A 15,924-nucleotide genomic window follows, 5' to 3' on the forward strand; every position below is an offset into this window, starting at 1 on the left:
CCGTTGTGCACCATCTTGGCGTAATGCCCGGCGCCCACCGGACCGGCGTGCACGAACCCGTCGGCGATCTCACCGGCCGGCCGCAACGTGTCGAAGATCGGCATCGCCCGCGCCACGTCGGCATCGCTACCACCGACCATCAGCCCATAGCCTTCGGTCAAGCCCCACACACCGCCGGACACCCCGGCGTCGATGAACGAAATACCCTTCTCGCCCAACAGTTTCGCGTGCAGTCCATCATCGGTGTACCGCGAGTTGCCGCCGTCTATCACCAGATCGCCGGGGCTCAACACATCAGCCAGCGACTTGATGGTGTCGTTGGTAATCGTTCCGGAGGGCACCATCACCCACACCACGCGAGGCGTGCTCAACGCGGCCGCCAGGTCAGCGAGGCTCGCCACGTCACTGACCTCAGGGCGCGGGTCGTAGCCGATGACCTCGTGGCCACCCTCGCGGAGCCGCTCGCGCATGTTGAAGCCCATCTTGCCCAGGCCGATCAACCCCAATTGCATATGGGTTCCTCTTTCGCCGGGCCGGTCAGCCAGGAAGGCGGACCGGCATCAACAGGTAGACGTAATCGGTGTGGGCGGCCGGGAACGGGCCACCTGCACCGGTTCCATCATCGTCGCCCGCCGGGCGCAACACTGCGGGACGGCTAGGTGTCGTAAATCCGAATGTCACACGTTCTGAACGCAACGAGCCCAGCCCGTCGGTCAGGTATGTCGGGTTGAACGCGATCGTCAGCGGCTCACCCGCGAACGAGACGGACAGATCTTCTTCGGCCCTGCCGACATCGTCGGCGCCCGCCGAAAGGCGCAGCACGTCCTCGGCGAACTCCATGCGGATCTGCGCGCCCCGATCGGCCACGAGCGCCACGCGCTTGATGGCCTCGGTCAGCTCCGCCACGCCGATGGTCGCTACCGCCGTGTGCTCGGTGGGTAGCAGCTGGCGGAACTTCGGGAATTCCGCATCGAGCAGGCGCGTGGTGCTGCGCTTGCCATTGCTGCGAATGCCCAGCAACCCGTCCTTGCCGACCGACGGTCCGGATCCGAGTGACAAGTGCACCTCGGTGCCATCGGTGCCGGCCTTGGCCGCCTCGGCCAGCGTCTTGGCCGGTACCAACACTGCGGTCTCGACGTCGGCCGCCGTGGCCTCCCAGGTCAGCTCCCGCACTGCCAGCCGGAATCTGTCGGTGGCGGCCAAAACCACTGATTCGCCGGAGATTTCGACGCGGATGCCGGTCAGCATCGGCAGCGTGTCATCGCGGCCCGCGGCGACCGCGACCTGTCCGATGGCCTCGGAGAAGAGGTCTGCCGCGACCACACCGGTCTCGTCGGGTAGCGCGGGCAGCGCGGGGTAGTCCTCGACTGCCAACGTCGGTAGGGAGAACCGGGCACTTCCGCACGTCAGGGCGGCGCGAGTGCCTTCGACACTGACATCGACGGGCTTGCCCGGCAGCGCCTTGGTGATGTCGGAGAGCAGCCGACCAGAAACCAAAACGCTTCCTGGAGAAGCTATTTCGGCTGCAACCCGGACCTCCGCCGAAACTTCGTAGTCGAATCCCGAGATGGTCAGACCGTCATCGGTACCGGTGAGCAGCACACCGGCCAGCACCGGGATGGTGGGCCGGCTCGGCAGGTTACGGGCCACCCAGGCCACCGCGTCCGCGAAGTCCTCGCGCACCGCGCGAAACTTCAGGTCGGTCAGCCCAGCCGTAGTCGTCGACACGTCCTATGCGCCCCTTCGATAATCCCCACAATGAGCTCTAATCGGCGGTTTCCGGCAGGACTGTACAGCGTAAGGCCATGCAAGCACGCTGAAGAAACCGTCGTCGAAGAACCACCGTAGAGCTTTCCGCATCAAGTTGAAAGCTAATCGATCGGGGTGGCATCAGCAGTTGTCGAGGCGGGTGAGGCACCCCTCGATCAGGGATGTCCCCAACAGCCTTCTTCTGAGAAGAACTCTAAGTAGATATATGAGTAACAGTAATAGGCATTGTGGAATCTGGGGATGACGCGGTGTATGTCCTGTACGTCCGGTGTGTCGTGGTGTGAGTCGGCTGTGGAGATCCGGGTCGGACCGGAGCGGGTGCTGGGGACAATCGGGGCCGTGTGGATCGTTTCGCCACTCATCCTGTGGTTCGCCCGCAGCTTGTGCACAGCGCTGTCCACAGGGCTCGACCGCGCGAAACTGTGACGGCTGACGCGCCTGTGACAAAAGATGTCGTTCAAATCGGCTGCGCGGTGAGCTGATGCGACCACTATGTGAGATGGCGACAACAAGACGCCGGCCGCCGGAGGAACGCAGGGAGGTGTGCTTCAGCGCTTGGCGCGCTGACGGATACGGGTGGTGAGTTCCTTGACGTGGTCGAAAACCTCACGTCGCTCGGCCATCTCGCCCCGGATCTTCTTCTCGGCGTACATCACCGTGGTGTGATCGCGGCCGAACGCCTGCCCTATCTTGGGCAGCGAGAGATCGGTGAGTTCACGGCACAGATACATGGCGATCTGCCGGGACTGCGCCAGCGCTCTGGTTTTTCCCGGTCCGCGCAGTTCCTCGACCGTGGTTTCGAAGTACTCCGCAGTGGCGGCCATGATGGCCGCCGCACTGATCTGCATCGTGGTGGCGTCGGCGATCAGATCGCGCAGCACCACTTCGGCCAGTGACTTGTCGATCCGGGTCTTGTTGAGCGAGGCGAACGCCGTCACTCGAATAAGTGCGCCCTCGAGCTCACGGATGTTGCGTTCGATGCTGCTGGCGATGAGCTCGAGAACGTCGTCGGGTGCGTCGAGCCGATCCATCTGTGCCTTCTTGCGCAGGATGGCGATGCGGGTCTCCAGCTCGGGGGGCTGGACGTCGGTGATCAGGCCCCACTCGAACCGCGTACGCAATCGGTCTTCGAGGGTGGCCAGCTGCTTGGGGGGCCGGTCGGACGAGATGACGATCTGTTTGTTCGCGTTGTGCAATGTGTTGAAGGTGTGGAAGAACTCTTCCTGGATACCTTCCTTGCCTTCGATGAACTGGATGTCGTCGACAAGCAGGATGTCGATGTCGCGGTAACTGCGTTTGAACGACGCCTTGCGATCGTCGCGCAGCGAGTTGATGAAGTCGTTGGTGAATTCCTCGGTGGAGACGTACTTCACGCGCATGCCGGGGAAGAGCCGTTGGGCATAGTTGCCGGCTGCGTGCAGCAGATGGGTCTTGCCCAAGCCGGACTCACCCCAGATGAACAGCGGGTTGTAGGCCCGGGCCGGCGCCTCGGCGATCGCGAGCGTCGCGGCATGGGCGAACCGGTTGGACGCCCCGATGACGAAGGTGTCGAACGTGTAGCGCCGGTTCAGGGTGACTGCATTGGCATCGGATTCGTCGGCGCTCGGCTGCGGGCTGCTGAAGTAGGTGGGCCAGCTTTCCTCGACATTGACGCGGGCCGCTCGATCGTCGTCGACCTCGTCGACTTCGGCCGCGGCCGGCTCGAGGTGGCTGTCGGGGATGTCGGTTTCCTGCGGCGGGCTCGGGATGGCGATCCGGACGCCGAGTTCGACACGCTGCCCGAGCCGGCGGCTCAGTGCCGAGACGATAGGTTCGCGCAGGTGGCGCTCGATCTCGTTCTGGACGAAAGGCGTCGGAACCGACAGCAGAGCAAACCCTTCGGTGATGACCAGCGGCTGCACGAGCTTGAGCCAAGCCCTTTGCTGGGGGGTCGTGTCGCCATTGAGCTCGGCGACGACGTCGTTCCAGATCGAGACGAAGGGTGGGTCGGGGTCAGCGGTCATCGACGGTTACCCCTATCACTGCCCTGGAGGTCCAGTCAATGGACGACCAATAGAACGAAGACGAACTGTCCACATATTTATCCACAGGTTGTGGAAAAAGGACAGTTGTCGTCGCTTCTGTTGACTTGTGCGCAGGACGTCGTAGCGGGCTCACATCGTGTGAGAATGTGGCAGCTGCTTGACGTCCTCGATTCCTGGTCTGAGGCCAGCCCGATGCGGGACGGCTACGAAAGGTATTGCCAGAAGCTAACAGTTTTCTTTCGACGTGCCAACCGTTCTGCAACATTGCCTTAATACGCCGGGTAGCAGGTTTGACCCAGCGAAAGCTCGTCAGTACCCTCGAGCAGTCGCCCGCACGTGGCGATACGGCTGCGATCCTGGTCCGCCCGGAGTCTGCGCCGGTAAGTAGAGCACGACGCACCACAGCTTATTAGGGACAGTCGCGTCCTCACCGACACATATCGGGTCGGAGAGTCGCGGGTGCCACATAGAAACAAGGAGAGATTGCCGTGGCCAAGGGCAAGCGGACCTTCCAGCCGAACAACCGCCGTCGTGCGCGGGTGCATGGTTTCCGGCTGCGCATGCGGACCCGTGCCGGCCGCGCCATCGTCTCCAGCCGCCGTAGTAAAGGCCGTCGTTCGCTCACTGCGTGATTCGACGCAGGATCTAGCGCGGTGCTTCCGGCTCGGAACCGGATGAGGCGGTCCGCGGAATTCGGTGCCACCGTCAGTCGCGGTGTGCGCGTAGCCCAACCGGATGTGGTGGTGCACGCGTTGCGTGACGACGTGGATGCCAGTGGACCGCGGATCGGCCTGGTGGTCTCGAAAGCCATCGGTAATGCCGTAGAACGGCATCGGGTGTCTCGCCGTCTCCGGCACGCCGCCCGTGCTGTGCTGCCCTATCTCGAACCCACCGACCGCGTGGTCATCCGGGCCCGGCCGAGTTGCCGAGGAGCCCTGTCTGCGCGTTTGGAACGTCAACTCACCACCGCTCTGGAGCGGGCCACGGCACGGCTCGGTACGTCTTCATGATCCGGCGGGCAAGTAAAGGTGCGGCCCGCGCTGTGATCTTCGTGATCCAGCTCTACCGACACACGCTCTCGCCACTGCGCTTGCCCACTTGCCGGTTCACCCCGACGTGTAGTCAGTACGCCGTAGACGCACTCACCGAGTACGGCCTGTTGTACGGCGGCTGGTTGGCCATGGTTCGGCTGCTGAAATGCGGCCCGTGGCATCGGGGAGGATGGGATCCGATACCGGAGCGCCGCAACGCTGATGCCGTCCGAGATGGCAGAAACGAGTCCTATGTTTAACTTCTTCAGCCTCGACATCATCTACTACCCGGTGTCGGCGATCATGTGGGTCTGGTACAAGGCGTTCGCTTTTGTCTTGGGGCCGTCGAACTTTTTCGCCTGGGCGCTGTCGGTGATGTTCTTGGTGTTCACCCTGCGCGCGATCTTGTACAAGCCGTTCGTCAAGCAGATTCGCACGACGCGGCAGATGCAGGAGTTGCAGCCGCAGATCAAGGCGCTCCAGAAGAAGTACGGCAAGGACCGCCAGCGGATGGCCCTGGAAATGCAGAAGTTGCAGAAGGAGCACGGGTTCAACCCGATCCTCGGCTGTCTGCCGATGCTGGCGCAGGTGCCCGTGTTCCTGGGGTTGTTCCATGTGCTGCGGTCGTTCAACCGGACGGTGGGCGGATTCGGTCAGGTACACATGTCGGTGGCCGAGAACCGGGCCACGGGCAACTATGTGTTCAGCTCGACCGACGTGGCGCACTTCCTGGATGCCAACCTGTTCGGTGCGCCCTTGGGCGCGACGATGGTGCAGAAGACCGGGTTGGACGCCTTCACCGTCTTCGACCGGCCGGCGGTGATCGCGGTGGGCGTACCGATCATGATCCTGGCCGGTATCGCGACCTACTTCAACAGCCGGGCGTCGGTGGCGCGGCAGAGTCCGGAGGCGGCGGCCAACCCGCAGACCGCGATGATGAACAAGCTGGCGTTGTATGTGTTCCCGTTCGGCGTCGTCGCCGGTGGACCGTTCCTGCCGCTCGCGATCATCCTGTACTGGTTCTCGAACAACATCTGGACGTTCGGTCAGCAGCACTATGTGTTCGGAATGATCGAGAAGGAAGAGGAAGCCAAGAAGGTCGAGGCGATCGAGAGGCGGGCGGCCAATGCGCCGGCGCCGGGAGCCAAGCCCAGTCGATCGCGTAAGGCCGAGTCGAATTCGGCAGACAAGGACGAGCCGGAGAGTACGGCCGCCGAACTGACCGAAGGCACGGGCGATGGCAGTGCAGCGGGCTCGACGGAGGATGCGGCAGACCGCACCCCGAAACCCGGCGCGCGCCCCAAGAAGCGGAAGCGTTGACCAGTTCCGGCTGGCGAAAGTAGGGAGAGACAGACATGACGGACGCACAGACCACCGATGCCGGCCTCGAACCGGAGGCTCCGCGGACAGCAACATCGGTGGACGATCTCGAAGAGCGACTGGTCGCCGAGGGCGAGATCGCCGGCGACTATCTCGAGGAGCTGCTCGATCTGCTTGATTTCGATGGCGACATCGATCTCGATGTGGAGGGTGATCGTGCGGTCGTGAGTATCGACGGCGGTAGCGACCTGAACAAGCTCGTCGGCCGCAAGGGCGAGGTGTTGGACGCATTGCAGGAGCTGACTCGGCTGGCCGTGCATCAGAAGACCGGCGAGCGCAGCCGGCTCATGCTGGACATCGCGCGGTGGCGTCGGCGGCGTCGTGAAGAACTGGCCACGTTGGGCGACAAGGTGGCCCGACGGGTGCTGGAGAGCGGCCAGCGAGAAGAACTCGCGCCGATGACTCCGTTCGAACGGAAGATCGTGCACGACGCGGTTGCGGCCGTGGACGGTGTGCGTAGCGAGAGCGAAGGCGTTGAACCGTCGCGTCGCGTCGTTGTACTGCTCGGCTGATTCATTAGTTACACCGGTGTAGTTCGTGTGTAGTAGCCCGTCGCCGCGGGAGTGCGGAGGATGTTTCACGTGAAACATGGCCCGGTTCTCGCGGTGCCGGAGGTAGCAGCCGACCTGTTCGGCGACAGAGTCGAGGTGGCGGAACGGTACACCGCCATCCTGGCCGGGGCGGGCGTGGAATGGGGTCTGATCGGGCCCCGGGAAATCGACCGACTGTGGGAACGCCACGTCTTGAACAGCGCGGCGGTCGGAGAGCTCCTGATCGAGGGCGAGCGCATAGCCGACATCGGTAGCGGAGCCGGCCTGCCCGGGATACCGTTGGCTCTGGCTCGGCCGGATGTCACGGTCACCCTCATCGAACCTCTCTTGCGACGGAGCGAGTTTCTCCGCGAAGTCATTGCCGAATTGGACCTGGATGTGGCGGTCGTCCGTGGGCGCGCCGAAGACCGAGTCGTTCGCAATGAAGTGGGGGAGATGGATGTGGTGACATCCCGGGCGGTTGCCTCCCTCGACAAGCTGAGCCGGTGGGGTATGCCGCTGCTGCGAGCAGACGGTCGCATGCTCGCGATCAAAGGCGAGCGGGCAGAAGTTGAGATAGAGGAACACCGGCGTGTGATGAGGTCAGTCGGTGCCGTGGATGCCAGGGTAGTGAGATGTGGCGCGACCTATTTGAACCCACCCGCAACCGTCGTCGTGGCACGGCGCGGGACGCGGGGGAAGACGGGCAGGAGATGAAGATGAGCTCGGGTCAGAGCAGGGCCGCAGCCGCCAAGACGAGCATCGTTTCACGTGAAACACTCGGCGATGCCGATCGCTCTGACTGGACCGCGGACGCCGTAATGGACACTCCGATCGCGGCCGAAGCTGAGCGGGCCACCCGGCTCCTGCACACCACGCATGGCCAACTCCCGCGTCCGGCGCATCAGCGGGTCTTTACCATCGCCAATCAGAAGGGTGGCGTCGGCAAGACCACGACGGCCGTCAATGTCGCGGCCGCTCTCGCGCGGCAGGGACTTCGCATCCTGGTGATCGATCTCGATCCGCAGGGTAATGCCAGTACGGCGCTGAGTATTGAACACCGGCCTGGCACGCTGTCCTCGTATGAGGTGCTGATTGGTGAGACGCCGGTCCAGGAGGCGCTGCAGCAGAGCCCGCACAATGAACGCCTGTTTTGCATTCCCGCGACGATCGACTTGGCCGGCGCGGAGATTGAACTCGTCAGTATGGTCGCGCGCGAGGGCCGGTTGCGTTCTGCGTTGGCCGAGCTCAAACAGCACAACTTTGATTACGTCTTCATCGATTGCCCGCCGTCGCTGGGCTTGCTGACCATCAACGCGTTCGTGGCCGCGGCGGAAGTGCTCATTCCGATCCAGTGCGAGTACTACGCGCTGGAAGGTGTCGGTCAGTTGCTCCGGAATATCGAGATGGTCAAGGCTCACCTGAACCCGAATCTGTCGGTATCGACCGTGATACTCACGATGTACGACGGCCGGACCAAGTTGGCGGATCAGGTCGCCGAGGACGTTCGTGAGCACTTCGGTGACAAGGTGCTCAAGACCGTGATTCCGCGCAGCGTCAAAGTGTCCGAAGCGCCCGGCTACGGGATGACGATCCTCGATTACGATCCGGGTTCCCGTGGCGCGCTGAGCTACCTCGACGCCAGCCGCGAGATCGCGCAGCGTGGTGCGCCGCCCCGCGCAGAGTAGGGCGATTGGCGAACAGGTCGGGCAGTTGACAGCGATGAGCAGGAGACGATCATGAATCAGCCGGCGAAGAAGCGCAGTGGGCTCGGCCGCGGTCTGGCTTCTCTGATTCCTACCGGCCCGGCCGACGACGGCACCGACTACTTGAGCCCGCGAATGGGGGCGACAGCCGCAGACGTTCTGCTCGGCCCGGCCGTATCGTCGGCATCCGATACACCGCAAGCAGAGGTCGATGGCGTCGGTGCGACGTATCGGGAGATCGATCCCGGCCTGATCGATCCCAACCCGCGTCAGCCCCGCCAGGTCTTCGACGAAGAGGCGCTCGACGAGCTCGTGCATTCGATCCGCGAGTTCGGTCTGATGCAGCCGATCGTGGTGCGTGCCGTGAAGACCGATGGAGCCACGCGCTACCAGTTGGTGATGGGGGAGCGGAGATGGCGTGCCGCACAGATCGCCGAGCTGACTGCCATCCCGGCGATCGTGCGGGAGACCGCTGACGACAGCATGCTGCGCGACGCACTCCTGGAGAACATCCACCGGGTGCAGCTCAACCCACTGGAGGAGGCTGCGGCCTACCAACAGCTGCTCGACGAATTCGGTGTCACCCACGACGAACTCGCGACGAAGATCGGCCGGTCGCGGCCGGTGATCTCGAACATGATCCGCTTGTTGCGGCTGCCGATCGTGGTGCAGCGTCGGGTGGCGGCCGGCGTCCTTTCAGCGGGCCATGCCCGTGCGCTGCTTGCCCTCGAGGGCGGCCCGGAAAAGCAAGAGGAGCTTGCGGCGCGGATCGTGGCCGAGGGATTGTCGGTGCGTGCCACAGAAGAGGCCGTCACATTGGCCAATCGGGATGGCTCAACCCCGCCGGCTCCGCGGCGCAAGCCGATTCAGATGCCTGGTCTGCAGGACGTTGCTGACCGACTCTCGACAACGTTCGACACCCGAGTGACCGTGAGCCTCGGCAAACGCAAAGGCAAGATCGTCGTCGAATTCGGATCGGTCGACGATCTGCAGCGAATTGTCGAACTGATGAGCACCGAAGAGCACTGAAAACCTACGTCCAACCACACCGGGGAATTCCGTCACTGTGACACATCGGGTCACAAGTGTCGTTGCGTGAACGGCCGCGATAGGGAAAGTACTTGGGCGGCACCATATTTCGTTCGGGAGGCGGCGGAAGATGAGAGATTTGTCGCCGACCGCGCCGTTGCGGCCAAGCTCTCCTATCCTTGAGAGAGTGCCGCGTGTACCGGCATCGTGTGGAAACCGGGGAGTCTAGTGTCAGCACGCATCACACCGCTCCGGCTCGAGGGATTCGAGCAGTTGCCGAAGCACGCGCGGCGGTGTGTCTTCTGGGAGGTCGACCCCTCGACGCTCGGCGGCGACGATCATCTCAGCGATCCCGAGTTCGAGAAGGAAGCGTGGCTCTCCATGGTCATGCTCGAGTGGGGATCGTGCGCTCAACTCGCCGTCGAGTCTCCGCCCGATGATGGCGGTGAGTTCAGCCCGCCGATCACGGGTGACGAGGCCTGTCTCGGATATGCCTTCTATGCCCCGCCCGGGGCGGTGCCGCGGGCCCGACTGTTCCCGACGGCGCCCGTCAGTGCCGATGCGGTGCTGTTGACTGCCGTCGCGGTGGAATCCAACGATGACACCGAGGGTTTACCGGCCAGCCTGCTTGCCGCCGTGGTCGGTGATCTCGTTCGGCGCGGGGTGCGGGCATTGGAGGCGTTCGGCTATACCGAGGCAGTCACCGAACTCGAAGGCTGCGCGTCACTGCCCGAAGAGTTGGCGCCGGTCGTCCAGGTGCTGGGGGATTGCGCCGTAGACCAGTGCATGATCAGGTCCGACTTTCTGCTGGATGTCGGATTCTCGATCGTCGCTCCGCATACGTACTTCCCGCGGTTGCGCCTTGAGCTGGACAAGGGCCTCGGCTGGAAGGCCGAGGTCGAGGCCGCGCTCGAGCGATTGCTCGCGAATGCCCGCATCGAGTTGCCGGTCGGCTCGGCGATGATCGGTGCCACGATGAACAGCACCCGGCCGGTGTGGCACAAGACGGTGCTCTGACCCGATCGCCGATGAATTCGGTGTCTTGAAGTTGTCTACCTGAGTAGCGCAGGAGCACTCGACGACAGGACAGCGCATGATCATCGTTGCAGGGCACATCATCGTCGAACCCGCAGCGCGGCAGTCATATCTGGCGGGATGCGTAGCCGTCGTGGAACAGGCCCGCCGCACACCCGGCTGTCTCGATTTTGCGGTCACCGCAGATCTGATCGACCCGGGTCGGATCAATGTGTACGAGCGGTGGGCTTCGCAGTCAGCGGTAGAGGCATTCCGCGGTGACGGGCCGAGCGACGATCAAACTGCGGCAATGATTTCAGCGGCCGTGACCGAGTACCGGGTCGTTTCGGCGCGGTCTCTGTCGCAAGAGTAGGGGTGATGGCCATACAGACGTTGTGCGGGAACGTATCTGGCGATGCACAAATAATCCGGCGGCGAAATCGCCACCGAATGGTCACCGATCACCGACAGCTACCGACTCGCCCACACCAAGGCCGGCCCATAAGATCGGAACGTGCTCGATTGGGACCACAACGCCTACTACCAGCACCTGTTGCTCCGCCATGTGCCGCAACGGTGCGAACGGGTATTGGACGTCGGTTGCGGCGCCGGCGCATTTGCGGTCCTACTCGCCCAACGGAGCAACCACGTCGACGCCGTTGACCGCTCAGGAGCGATGATCGCCGAAGCGAAACGACGGACGCCGATGAATGTGGCCTGTGTCCAGGCCGATGTCTTGAACGACGCGCTGCCGGCAACAGACTATGACGCGATCGTGTCGATAACAGCATTGCACCACATGCCGCTCGAAGTTGTACTTCCTCGGCTCGCTGACGCTCTACGGCCCGGCGGCGTCCTGGCGGCGGTAGCGCTGCCTCGGGCCGACTTACGGCACGAGTGGCCACATGAACTCGCCGCCGCAATCGCACATCGTGCGTTCGGTCTCCGTTTTCTCGCAGCACGGTTGCTAGGGACAGGTGCTGGGTTCCAAAAGGCGCCCGATCACGGCGCGATGCCCGTGGTCATGGACCCACCATTGACTACCCGCCAAGTCGCCGAACTGGCGGCAACCCTTCTTCCGAGCGTCCGCGTGCGGCGCCTGCTCTTCTGGCGGTACCTACTGGTCTGGCAGAAGCCAGTCGAGCAGCCACTGTACTGAATTAGGCGGCGCCTCTTGCGGATACCGACCAGGTTGGGTTTGCGCGCAGATTCAAATTTGTCTCAGATTCAACGAAAACGGACAGGTAAGTCGCAGCCGAGATCCTAGACCGCACAACACCGTAACCGGTGAGGTGTCGAGACACGTTCGGGTTCTGTTGATTACGCTCCGCGCGGGGTCTGCTCGACCGACAGTTCGTGGGCGAGCAGCTCGGCGAACGTGAAAGTTCCTGTGGGCCGGTCGTTCTTGCCCAGTAGGTACAGGCGCTTGACCGCTGCGAGAATGCCCTCTGCGATGGCGTCGCGCGTTTGGGTGGAGACCAGAAGACTACGGTCACGCGGATTGGTGATGTAACCGATGTCCACCTGGACGGTCGGCATCCGGGTCAGCCGGAGCAGATCCCAGGTGCGGCCATGGGTGCGACAATCACGTAACCCGGTGCGGGCCACCACTTCCCGTTGAATGAAGTCGGCGAGGTTGCGGCCGATGGTCGACACCGAACCGTGCGAGTTACCGAAGTGAAACGAGGCCACGCCGTTGGCCGACGTGCTGAGCTGAGTCGCGCAACGCAGGCTGATCATCAGATCGGCGCCCACCGTGTTGGCGGTCGCCGCGCGCTCAGCATCCAGCGAACTGCGGCTGGCGGGGCGGGAGGTGAACGTGTCCATGCCGATGGCCGTCATCCGGCCTTCCAGCCGACTTGCCAAGTCCCACAGGATGTCCGCTTCGCTGATCGGACCCTCGGGGCCGTGCATGATCATGCCGTGGTCGGAGCCGCCGCGGCCCGGATCGATGATCACCCGCTTGCCTGACAGCCGAGGCCCCGACCGGCGGACCAGTTCCTCTTCGCGAATGGCGTGCGGTGAGCCGCCGGTCACCCGCGACCCCAGGAAGTACAGGGAGCGAAGGGTTTCGGGGCCGCAGATACCGTCCGGGTACAGACCGTACTCACGTTGGTAGGACGACAGGGCGTTGTGGGTCTGCAGGCCGAAGTGGCCGTCGACCATGCCGGTGTAGAAACCGAGATCCTGGAGCCGGGCCTGCAGAGTAGCGACGTCGTCGCCGTACATCGGTGCACCGAACTGATGGGTCAGTGTGCGCGCCCCCAGCCGGTAGGAGGCCTCTCGCAACGCGCGATACGTCGCCTCGCCGACTATGCCGTCCACCAGCAGCCCGCGATGCTGCTGGAAGGCACGCACTGCCTGGTCGAGTTCGGCATCGAACACATCCAGGGCGACATGCCGGCCGGTGCTCAGATCGGCGTCGGGGCTGTCGATGAGACCCAGCGCCATGAGCGCTTCCCGGATCTCGGTGACCGCACCGCCACGGTCTCCGTGACGCAGACTCGACATACGGTCCCTCCAGGCTGGTTTCCGGCGGGTTGCCGAAACTGACCAGCCAGCATTGTCTCAGATTTCGGCCGAATACCGGAAAACGGCTGGCGGACCCGACCCGGGTCTTACCATCTGTTAACGCAGCCTCAGAGTGCGTCGCCGAGCTCACGCAGCAGCGCGGCCTTGCCCTTGGCACCCACGATGCGCTTCACCGGGGCGCCGTTCTTGAACAGGATCATCGTCGGGATCGACACGACCTGGAAGTCCCGGGCGGTAGCCGGGTTGGCGTCCACGTCGAGCTTGGCCACCGTCAACTGACCGGCCTTCTCGGAGGCGATCTCCTCCAGTACCGGCGCGACCATCTTGCACGGCCCGCACCAGGTGGCCCAGAAGTCCACCAGCACCGGCGTGCTGCTGGCCAGGACGTCGTCGGAAAACGAATCGTCGGTGACCGCTACGGTCGCGCTGTCCTCACTCATGTTGTCACTCCTGTCGCTCGAAACGGGTTGGGGATCAGTCGTTGTCGGCCAGCCAGCGTTCGGCGTCGATGGACGCCGCACAGCCGCTGCCCGCGGCGGTGATGGCCTGGCGGTAGGTGTGGTCGACCAGGTCCCCGGCAGCGAACACGCCGTCGACCGACGTCGCGGTGGTGCGCCCGACGGTCAGTACGTAACCCTCGCCGTCGAGGTCGACCTGTCCGCGCACCAGTTCCGAACGCGGATCGTGGCCGATCGCCACGAACACACCCGTCACGGCCAGCTTGGATTCCTCACCCGTCACGGTGTCGCGCAACCGCACCCCGGTCACCTTGGGCGAACCTTCGATCTCGGTGATCTCGGTGTTGGTGAGGAAGGTGATCTTGTCGTTGGCCCGGGCGCGCTCCAGCATGATTTTCGACGCGCGGAATTCTTCGCGGCGGTGGATGAGGGTCACGCTGCGGGCGAACCGGGTGAGGAACGTCGCCTCTTCCATGGCCGAATCGCCGCCGCCGACGACCACGATGTCCTCGTCCCGGAAGAAGAAGCCGTCGCAGGTGGCGCAGGTGCTCACCCCCATCCCCGTCAACGCCTCTTCACCGGGCACCCCGAGGTGTCGGGCCGCGGCACCCATCGCCAGGATCACCGAGCGGGCCCGGTGGGTCTCGTCGCCCACGGTGACCGACTTCAGCGGGCCGGTGAGGTCGACCGAATCGACGTCCTCCATCCGCAGGTCCGCGCCGAAGCGCAGCGCCTGCTCGCGCATCTGGTCCATCAGCTCAGGTCCGGTGATGCCCTCGCGGAAGCCCGGGTAGTTCTCCACCTCGGTGGTGGTCATCAGTGCGCCGCCGAACTGTGTGCCCTCGAACACCAGCGGTTTGAGCTGGGCGCGCGCCGCGTACACGGCAGCGGTGTAACCGGCAGGTCCCGATCCGATGATGATGACGTCGTGGACGGTCTCTGGGGTGGTCATATCGGCCTTTCTGCCGGATAGTCGTTCGGCACGCGGACTTCAGGAGCAAAACGTATGCCTGGTAACGCCAGCCTAGGCCGGGGTGTTCCCGGCGAACGCGTGGGACAGACTACGGGTGTTTGACCATTGTGTCCGCAAGCAACCCGGCGTGGGCGGTGTCGCAGTCCGGGGCCACGACGAGGCCCACGACCGTATCGGGGATATCCGAGGGCAGCAGGATCAGCACGCCGCGTTGGCCGCCGGCAGCCATGGGCCGGCCACCGAGCACCTTGATTCCCGGCGGGTAGCCCAGCGCGGACAGGCACTGGGCGCGCCGGTGGGGGTCGGTCAGCGGCCCGAGATCGGGGCGGGCGGCCAGCAGCCCGAGCAGCTGCGGCTCGGAAAGGTCGACTGTCGGTTCATGTCGCGACACCGTGATCTGCTCGAACCTGGCCGTCGCCGCCGGTGTGGGCCGGGCGGGGTGCATCAGCGCGGCGCTGCCGAGCCCGATGGCGGCCAGTGCTGCGCACCCGCCCGCGATGGCAGCAACCCGACGCAGCCTGCGCACACCGGGCCGTAGAGCGTGTTCGGGCGGGGGAGCGGCGCGTAAGGCCGCGGTGAGGTGCGCGGTGACCTCGTGGGGTGCCGGAGGCGCGGATCGCGCGTCGTCGGCCAGATCGGCCAGCTCACGGCGCACCCGGTCGAGCGCGGCCAGCATGGCCGCCGCTTCGGGTTCGGTACGCACGCGGCGCCGCAGCCGGGCGGCGGTGGCGTCGTCGAGCAACCCCGCCTGCAGCTGAGCGAGCAGGTCAGGCGTGATCGGCTCGTCTGACGGCGCTGGGTGCGTGCTGGCGTCCATCGGGATCAAAGTATCGCAGCGACCGCGCGAGTTTGGCCCTGCCTCGCGCGCAACGGCTCTTCACGGTGCCCTCCGCGATGCCGAGCAGCCGGGCCGTCTCGGTCACCGAATAGCCCTGCATGTCCACCGCGACGATCGCTGCGCGCTGCTCGACGGGCAGGGCCAGCAGCGCGCGCTCCACCATGATCGCGGTGTCGACCCGGTGCGCCGGATCGCCTGCGGGGTCCCGCAGATGGCCGAGTTCGGTGTCGTACGGCGCGACGGCCGGCTGGGACTTGGCGCGCCGGAGCCGGTCCAGGCAGGCGTTGACGACGATGCGGTACAGCCAGCTGCTCACCGCGGAGTCGTATCGGAACGCCGCCGCGGTGCGATGTGCGGACAGCAGGGCATCCTGCACCGCGTCGTCGGCATCGTCGTCGTGGCGGCTGGTCAGATACGCCAGCCGGCGCAGCTGCCGATGATGGCGGTGGACCAATTCCTCGAACGCATAGCGATCCCCGCACACGTGGGCGGCGAGCAACTCGGCATCCGTGCGTGGTCCCGCACTGGCTGACGCTGACGGATCTTCGGTCCCCCCGAACCTTCTCACAGCCGAACACTAAGGGGTGCCGGGGAAGGCTCCTGACACTTATTTGCCGGAACTCGCCTCGGCCGTGCTCA

The 15,924-nt window shown here is 64.6% G+C and carries 19 protein-coding genes; 11 read left to right on the top strand and 8 right to left on the bottom strand.

What is annotated here, in order from left to right; all coding sequences use genetic code 11:
* The 3 genes from H276_RS0121495 to dnaA all read right to left on the bottom strand — a co-directional run.
* Positions 1-512, bottom strand: a 512-nt coding sequence (locus H276_RS0121495; RefSeq protein WP_019972992.1) for an NAD(P)-binding domain-containing protein, incomplete at its 3' end; no start/stop codon positions are given.
* Positions 513-537: 25 nt separating this feature from the next.
* On the bottom strand, positions 538-1,728 hold the full coding sequence (gene dnaN / locus H276_RS0121500; RefSeq protein WP_019973349.1) for a DNA polymerase III subunit beta: 1,191 nt from the start codon (positions 1,726-1,728) through the stop codon (positions 538-540).
* A gap of 590 nt (positions 1,729-2,318) precedes the next feature.
* A complete protein-coding gene (dnaA, locus tag H276_RS0121510; RefSeq protein ID WP_019973351.1) occupies positions 2,319-3,773 on the bottom strand; it encodes a chromosomal replication initiator protein DnaA in 1,455 nt (484 codons plus the stop codon).
* Positions 3,774-4,282: 509 nt separating this feature from the next.
* On the opposite strand from dnaA, the gene rpmH reads away from it, so the two are divergent.
* The 11 genes from rpmH to H276_RS0121555 all read left to right on the top strand — a co-directional run bounded on the left by rpmH (position 4,283) and on the right by H276_RS0121555 (position 11,643).
* Positions 4,283-4,426, top strand: a complete 144-nt coding sequence (gene rpmH / locus H276_RS24330) for a 50S ribosomal protein L34 (protein WP_070355130.1) — start codon at positions 4,283-4,285, stop codon at positions 4,424-4,426.
* 21 nt (positions 4,427-4,447) lie between these two features.
* The gene (rnpA, locus tag H276_RS0121515) at positions 4,448-4,804 is read left to right on the top strand and encodes a ribonuclease P protein component (RefSeq protein WP_019973352.1); all 357 of its coding nucleotides are present in this window, start codon (positions 4,448-4,450) and stop codon (positions 4,802-4,804) included.
* A complete protein-coding gene (gene yidD, locus H276_RS24335; protein WP_081625528.1) occupies positions 4,801-5,085 on the top strand; it encodes a membrane protein insertion efficiency factor YidD in 285 nt (94 codons plus the stop codon). Before rnpA ends, yidD begins: the two co-directional genes overlap by 4 nt.
* Entirely contained in the window at positions 5,060-6,145 is a 1,086-nt protein-coding gene (yidC, locus tag H276_RS0121520; protein WP_036461583.1) for a membrane protein insertase YidC, read from the top strand. Before yidD ends, yidC begins: the two co-directional genes overlap by 26 nt.
* Positions 6,146-6,180: 35 nt before the next feature.
* The gene (locus H276_RS0121525) at positions 6,181-6,717 is read left to right on the top strand and encodes a R3H domain-containing nucleic acid-binding protein (protein WP_019973354.1); all 537 of its coding nucleotides are present in this window, start codon (positions 6,181-6,183) and stop codon (positions 6,715-6,717) included.
* Positions 6,718-6,777: 60 nt separating this feature from the next.
* Positions 6,778-7,452 carry a 16S rRNA (guanine(527)-N(7))-methyltransferase RsmG gene (gene rsmG, locus H276_RS0121530; RefSeq protein ID WP_036461585.1) on the top strand — a complete coding sequence of 225 codons (675 nt, stop codon included), beginning with the start codon at positions 6,778-6,780 and terminating at the stop codon, positions 7,450-7,452.
* Between the two features lie 2 nt (positions 7,453-7,454).
* Positions 7,455-8,423 (top strand): ParA family protein, encoded by a 969-nt coding sequence (locus H276_RS0121535; RefSeq protein ID WP_155943215.1) that lies wholly within the window; start codon positions 7,455-7,457, stop codon positions 8,421-8,423.
* Positions 8,424-8,474: 51 nt separating this feature from the next.
* A complete protein-coding gene (locus H276_RS0121540; RefSeq protein ID WP_019973357.1) occupies positions 8,475-9,470 on the top strand; it encodes a ParB/RepB/Spo0J family partition protein in 996 nt (331 codons plus the stop codon).
* A gap of 228 nt (positions 9,471-9,698) precedes the next feature.
* Positions 9,699-10,487, top strand: a complete 789-nt coding sequence (locus tag H276_RS23430; protein WP_019973358.1) for a hypothetical protein — start codon at positions 9,699-9,701, stop codon at positions 10,485-10,487.
* A 76-nt stretch (positions 10,488-10,563) separates the two neighbouring features.
* On the top strand, positions 10,564-10,857 hold the full coding sequence (locus H276_RS0121550) for a putative quinol monooxygenase (protein ID WP_019973359.1): 294 nt from the start codon (positions 10,564-10,566) through the stop codon (positions 10,855-10,857).
* Between the two features lie 141 nt (positions 10,858-10,998).
* A complete protein-coding gene (locus H276_RS0121555; protein WP_019973360.1) occupies positions 10,999-11,643 on the top strand; it encodes a class I SAM-dependent methyltransferase in 645 nt (214 codons plus the stop codon).
* 161 nt (positions 11,644-11,804) lie between these two features.
* Here the strand turns inward: H276_RS0121555 and H276_RS0121560 are convergent, their stop codons facing one another.
* The 5 genes from H276_RS0121560 to sigM form a co-directional block, all read right to left on the bottom strand.
* A complete protein-coding gene (locus H276_RS0121560) occupies positions 11,805-12,995 on the bottom strand; it encodes an N-acetylmuramoyl-L-alanine amidase (protein ID WP_019973361.1) in 1,191 nt (396 codons plus the stop codon).
* 128 nt (positions 12,996-13,123) lie between these two features.
* Positions 13,124-13,456, bottom strand: a complete 333-nt coding sequence (gene trxA, locus H276_RS0121565) for a thioredoxin (protein WP_019973362.1) — start codon at positions 13,454-13,456, stop codon at positions 13,124-13,126.
* A gap of 34 nt (positions 13,457-13,490) precedes the next feature.
* On the bottom strand, positions 13,491-14,426 hold the full coding sequence (gene trxB / locus H276_RS0121570; protein ID WP_019973363.1) for a thioredoxin-disulfide reductase: 936 nt from the start codon (positions 14,424-14,426) through the stop codon (positions 13,491-13,493).
* A gap of 109 nt (positions 14,427-14,535) precedes the next feature.
* Positions 14,536-15,264, bottom strand: coding sequence for a hypothetical protein (locus tag H276_RS0121575; RefSeq protein ID WP_019973364.1), 729 nt, complete (start codon positions 15,262-15,264; stop codon positions 14,536-14,538).
* The gene (gene sigM, locus H276_RS0121580) at positions 15,215-15,853 is read right to left on the bottom strand and encodes an RNA polymerase sigma factor SigM (RefSeq protein WP_019973365.1); all 639 of its coding nucleotides are present in this window, start codon (positions 15,851-15,853) and stop codon (positions 15,215-15,217) included. The genes H276_RS0121575 and sigM overlap by 50 nt, the downstream gene beginning before the upstream one ends.
* Positions 15,854-15,924: the final 71 nt, after the last annotated feature.

Origin of the sequence: Mycobacterium sp. 141 (genome assembly GCF_000382405.1) — a bacterium.
In the GTDB taxonomy this organism is placed as follows: domain Bacteria; phylum Actinomycetota; class Actinomycetes; order Mycobacteriales; family Mycobacteriaceae; genus Mycobacterium.